4 protein-coding genes and 1 pseudogene are annotated in these 5,189 nt (G+C 74.1%); 2 read left to right on the top strand and 3 right to left on the bottom strand.

All coding sequences use genetic code 11. The features are described from left to right. Positions 1–242 precede the first annotated feature (242 nt). Complete coding sequence (locus SSBG_RS16470) at positions 243–1,151, top strand: 1,4-dihydroxy-6-naphthoate synthase (RefSeq protein ID WP_037869943.1); 909 nt, start codon at positions 243–245, stop codon at positions 1,149–1,151. Positions 1,152–1,533: 382 nt separating this feature from the next. On the opposite strand, the gene SSBG_RS35840 is transcribed toward SSBG_RS16470, so the two are convergent. Further along, entirely contained in the window at positions 1,534–1,917 is a 384-nt protein-coding gene (locus SSBG_RS35840; protein WP_008747227.1) for a cold-shock protein, read from the bottom strand. Positions 1,918–2,920: 1,003 nt separating this feature from the next. Between SSBG_RS35840 and SSBG_RS16455 the strand changes: the two genes are divergently transcribed. Next, complete coding sequence (locus SSBG_RS16455; protein ID WP_008747224.1) at positions 2,921–3,163, top strand: hypothetical protein; 243 nt, start codon at positions 2,921–2,923, stop codon at positions 3,161–3,163. Positions 3,164–3,786: 623 nt separating this feature from the next. On the opposite strand, the gene SSBG_RS16450 is transcribed toward SSBG_RS16455, so the two are convergent. Both SSBG_RS16450 and SSBG_RS16445 read right to left on the bottom strand, forming a co-directional pair. Beyond that, positions 3,787–4,527, bottom strand: a complete 741-nt coding sequence (locus SSBG_RS16450) for an HAD hydrolase-like protein (RefSeq protein WP_037869942.1) — start codon at positions 4,525–4,527, stop codon at positions 3,787–3,789. A 270-nt stretch (positions 4,528–4,797) separates the two neighbouring features. Further along, positions 4,798–5,189, bottom strand: a pseudogene (locus SSBG_RS16445) (hypothetical protein); the annotation flags it as partial.

The raw sequence follows: 5,189 nt of genomic DNA, 5'->3' as shown, positions 1-5,189 counted from the left end.
TCCCGGAAGCGCTCGCCGTCCTGACCACCGCCTTCACGGCGCTCGCGCCGGTCTTCCAGGAGGCACACCGCTACGTGTGAGCGCGGCGGGTGGCGGGCGAGGCGGGCGGCGGGCGAGGCGGGCGACGAGCGGCGCGGGCGGCGCGGGCGCTACGGCCGGGGGTGCCCGCCGCCTCGTGCGCGGCCCGGTGGGTGCACCATGAAGGGGTACGCGACGGGGGCGGATGATAAGGAGGCGGCGGGATGACGGTGACGGAGACGGGCGCGGGCGCGGAGGGAACGGCCTCCGGCGGGGGGCTGCCGGAGATGCTGCGTATCGCGTACTCGCCGTGCCCCAACGACACCTTCGTCTTCGACGCCTGGGCGCACGGCCGGGTGCCGGGCGCGGCGGCGCCCGAGGTGACGTTCGCGGACATCGACATCACGAACGGCATCGCGGAGCGCGGCGGGGACGCCTCCCCCGAGGTCCTCAAGGTCTCCTACGCGGTGCTGCCGTGGATTCTGGAGGAGTACACGCTTCTGCCCTGCGGGGGCGCGCTCGGGCGAGGCTGCGGGCCGCTCGTGCTGACGCGCGAGGCGGGCCAGGACCTGAGCGGCGCGAAGGTCGCGGTGCCCAGCGAGCGCTCGACGGCGTACCTGCTCTTCCGGCTGTGGGCGGCGGACACGGTCCCCGGCGGGGTCGGTGAGATCGTCGTCATGCCCTTCGACCAGATCATGCCCGCGGTGCGGGACGGCCGCGTGGACGCCGGGCTCGTGATTCACGAGGCGCGCTTCACGTACCAGAACTACGGGCTGCACAAGGCCGCCGACATGGGCGAGCACTGGGAGTCCACGACGGGCCTGCCGATCCCGCTCGGCGCGATCGTCGCGAAGCGCTCCCTCGGCACCGAGCGGCTGCGCGCGCTGGCGGACACGATCCGCACCTCGGTCCGCATGGCCTGGGCCGACCCGGAGGCGTCCCGGCCGTACGTGGCCGCGCACGCGCAGGAGATGGACCCGGCGGTCGCGGAGCAGCACATCGGCCTCTACGCCAACGAGTTCACCGAGGACCTGGGCGCGGACGGCTACGGAGCGGTGCGGGGACTGCTGGGACGGGCGGCGGAGCAGGGGCTGGTACCGGAGGTCCGGGCGGAGGCGCTGGACTTCGGGTGACGGCGGGGGGGAGTCGGTCGGCTGGCGTGAGTTGGCGTGAGCTGGGTTGGCGTGAGCTGGGCCGGGCCGGGCTGGCTGCCGTGGTTCGGCCCGGGCGGCTTGGGTTGGGCTGGTCGGCTTGGGTCGGCTGGGGTCGGCTTGGGTCGAGGGAACGGGGCGGCGGGCTTGCGGGGGTCCGCCGGTGTGGCGTGAGCGCCGAGAGTGGGCGGGCTCGGCCGGGCCGTACGACGCGTACTGCTGGCCGGGGCGGCGCGGCTGGCTCGCCGGGGCGGTTCAGGCCCCGGGGGCGAGGTGTGGCGGCGCGGGTGCGGGTGCGCGGTGCGCTCGCGTGCGCTTCTGGTTCCCGTACCGCCGGTCCCGTACCGCCCCCGTGCGGACCCGCTCAGACGTCGAGCTGGTCCGCGACCGCGCGCAGGAGGTTGGCGGTCTTGGCGCCGCTCGCGCGGTCGGGGTAGCGACCGCGTTCGAGCTGCTGGGCGACGCCCTCCAGGAGGGTCGTGAGGTCCTGGACGATCGAGGCCAGCTCATCGGGTTTACGGCGTTGGGCCGCGGCGACCGAAGGGGCCGGGTCGAGGACCGTCACCGTGAGCGCCTGATCCCCGCGCTGCCCGGCCACGACCCCGAACTCGACGCGCTGGCCCGGCTTGAGCGTCTCCACGTCCTGTGGCAACGCCGAGGAATGGACGAAGACGTCACCGCCGTCGTCACGCGAGAGGAAGCCGAAGCCCTTCTCGCTGTTGAACCATTTGACCTTGCCGGTAGGCAAAGCACACGCTCCCTCGATCGGTCCCGGACGGGGCCGGACGCTGTCTTCGTGCTGCCGCCGCACACCTTACCGGGGCTCTCCCCAGGGACACGCGGCCTTAATCGCGCCCGGATACGCGGCGGTTCCACCGCTGTGAACGGCGGGAGCCCGGAGGGGGCCGGGGCGGGGGTGCGGGGCGGGGCCGAGCGGTGAGGGGGCGGGGGGCGGTGGTGAGACGGCCACGATCGAGCGGCCCCGGGACGTACGCGCGGCGGTCGAAGCCGGCCCGGCCGACCATGGGGGCGTTCCTGGAGCTGGGGACGCACGCCATGGCCGAGGGTGACGGGAACCTCGCGGACGTGTAGGCGGGCACGGAGATCATCGACGCCGGAGGGGGCCGTCTCCGTTGTGCTCGACGACCCGCCCGGCAACCCCGCGTCGTACGCCGCCAAGGGCGGGCCACGTGGGAGTGGTTGTGCACCGCGACGGTGACGACGCCGATCGGCGGGGACGTGCCGGCCCGGCTGAGCGACAACTTCGACGGACCGGGCGTCACCTTCTCGGGGGCGGGCGGGGACGTCCGGGAGCGGCATGGGGGCGGCGGGAAGCGGGACAGAGGGCGTTCGGTGGGGCTTCTGGCGAACGTCGGAGACGTCGAGTCCGGCGCGTACGGCATCCAGGGCGGGAGCCCGCTGGGCGGCGGGGGCGAAAGGATCGGCGCCGTGGGCGGGCGGTGTTCCTCGGAGTGGTGGGGCCCTCGTAGGGAGACCTGGCGCGTTTGAGGAGCCCTGAGCAGGCGTTTCCGGACGGTCGTCGGTGGCTTCGACCGGTGGCCCGTTTTCGGGCTGGGTTCAATCGCTCGGGGCGGTGTCCGGTGGCCGTCCGGCCAACGGGACATCGCTCAAGGCAGCGGGGCGGAAGCCGGCGGTGAGTCTTGATACGGAGCCTGCGTACTCCCGTTGCCGAGCGCGGGCGGGGCTCCCCGTAGCCACGGCGCCCCGGGCCGGGGAACTACCCTGGGGCGGTGCCTGACAAAACCCCTGCCCAGGAGCCCGGCCCCGGCGACCGCCTCATCGTCACCGGCGGCATCGTCTTCGTCATCGGCGCCGTCGCGACCCTCATCACGCTCGCGCCCCTCTTCCTGCACACCGACCCCTTCCCGAGCGTGGCGTACGCGGTGTGCATGTTGATGGGGGTGGGGCTGCTGCTCGCGGGAACGGGGGTCGTACGGGGCATCTTGGCGGGAAGGCGAAGCGCGGGGGCGTAGCGGGTGCTGGTACGGCGGGTGGGAGCGCTGGGGGCGGCGGGCGCTTGAAGCGGGAGACCGGTCTCACGGAGGGCGGCCACACCGCACTCGGCGGCCAACCACCGATCAGCCGCGTGAACAACCTTGTGGGTCAATACAGCCAGACCGCAGGCCGGAGCTGTCCGGCCACAGCGATGGGGCCACATCTGTGAGTCCGCAGGCGCCATGGCGCAGTCCGCAAGCCGTTAGCCGCCAGGGGTCAGCGGTCAGCCGCCAGCCGCCAGCCGCCAGCCGCCAGCCGCCAGCCGCCAGCCGCCAGCCGCCAGCCGCCAAGCATCGGTAAGCGCCCCCGCTCACGCCCCGTCAGCGGACAGCCCCCGCCCTCCCAGGGGGCGGCCCCAATACCATTCTTCCAAAACCACCCCCGCTCCCCACCCCCTCACGCCACATCTGTGGACAAGTCCGGGAAACCCGCACAACGCCTCACCCCTACGAGTGAGCGGCGTACGCGCGAACCGCGCGTCGTCCACAGCTCCCTGACTGACGATCACACCGCAGCGCCCCATCGGTCACCCACCAGCCCCACAGCGTCCCCGCACGCCACCGAAGGCCGCACGACCGGCACCACCGCGCGCCACCCCGCCTCACATACCCCCAACACCCCGCGCCCCGGCCCCGCTGCTCGTCGCCCCCGCCACGTACTCCCCCAGCCACCCCGCGAACGCGTCGAGCGTCGTCAGGACCACGTCGGCCCCCGCCGCCCGCAGTTCCTCCTCGTCGCACGGCCCCGTCGCCACGGCGACCGCCACCGCGTCCGCCGTACGGGCCCCGCGCACGTCCCCGATGTGGTCGCCCACGTACACCGAGGCGCCCTGCGCGCGCAGCGCCGTGCCCTTGGCCTCCGCCCACAGTCCGCCGATCAGCAGGTCGGGTTCCAGGTCGAGGTGGCTGAGGTGCAGCGCGGCGTGCGCGCGGTTCTTCGCGGTCACGACGAGCACGCGCCCGCCCGCGGCCCGTACCGCCGCGAACGCCTCCCGCGCGCCCGGCATCGCCGTCGTGTCGGCGATCGCGTGTTCGGGGTAGAGCGCCCGGTAGCGGTCGCTCATCGCGACGACGCGCTCCGGCGGGAACCAGTTCGCCATCTCGTGCTCCAGCGGCGGCCCGAGCCGGCTCGTCACGAGATCCACGTCGATGTCCGCGCCGGTCTCCGCCGCGAGCGCCCGGTAGACCGCGCCGATCCCGCGCCGCGAGTCCACGAGCGTCATGTCGAGGTCGAACCCGACCACCGGACCGCCGTCGGTCCGCTCGCTGAGCGGTACGGCGGAGGCGTCGGCCTCGGGGTCCTGGCTGGTCACGGCGTCGCTGGGGGCTATGTCCTGGGGCATGGCCCCAGTCTCTCAGGCGGCACGGCTACCCCGCTCGCCCAGTGGGCTCGGGCCCGTGCGCGAGTGACGGCGAGAGGGGCGACAGGGGAGGACGACCCTCTCCCTCCCGTGGCGCATGATCCGTTTTCCCGATGACCAGCTCTCCCGATCTTCACACCACGCACCGCGCACCGCGCCCCCCAGCCTCGCGGACGTCCGTGAACGGGCCGGGGCGCAATCACCTCGACCTCGCGCACCCGCCACCGGCGCAGCGACCGCCGCAGCCGCCCGTCACCCCTTCCCCTTCGGTGTGCGCTGCGAGCGCCAGACGAGGAAGAGCGCGGAGGAGATCGCGGCGATACGCACCACGGACGGCCACGTGTCGGAGATCGCCGCGCTCCACTCGTCCCGCGCGAGCGGCTCCCCCCAGCGGCCCTCGCTGCGCCCCCACAGCCAGACGGCTCCGGCGGCGAGCGAGAGCACCGGAATTCCGATCACGGCGACCTTGGACTCGTTGGTGCTGAGCCGGCGCGAGGCCCAGGCCAGGAGCCACCCCGCCGCGAGCGGCAGCCAGGAACCGAGCACCGCGCCGACGACGAGCGCCGCCGCCGCGAGGAGCAGCAGCGGATTGCTGAACGTGCCCGGCCGGGGCACCCGCAGTCGCCGCCGCTTCTTCCCCGGCG

The organism is Streptomyces sp. SPB074 (genome assembly GCF_000154905.1).
Lineage (GTDB): Bacteria > Actinomycetota > Actinomycetes > Streptomycetales > Streptomycetaceae > Streptomyces.
This window is presented reverse-complemented; position numbering and strand designations above follow the sequence as displayed.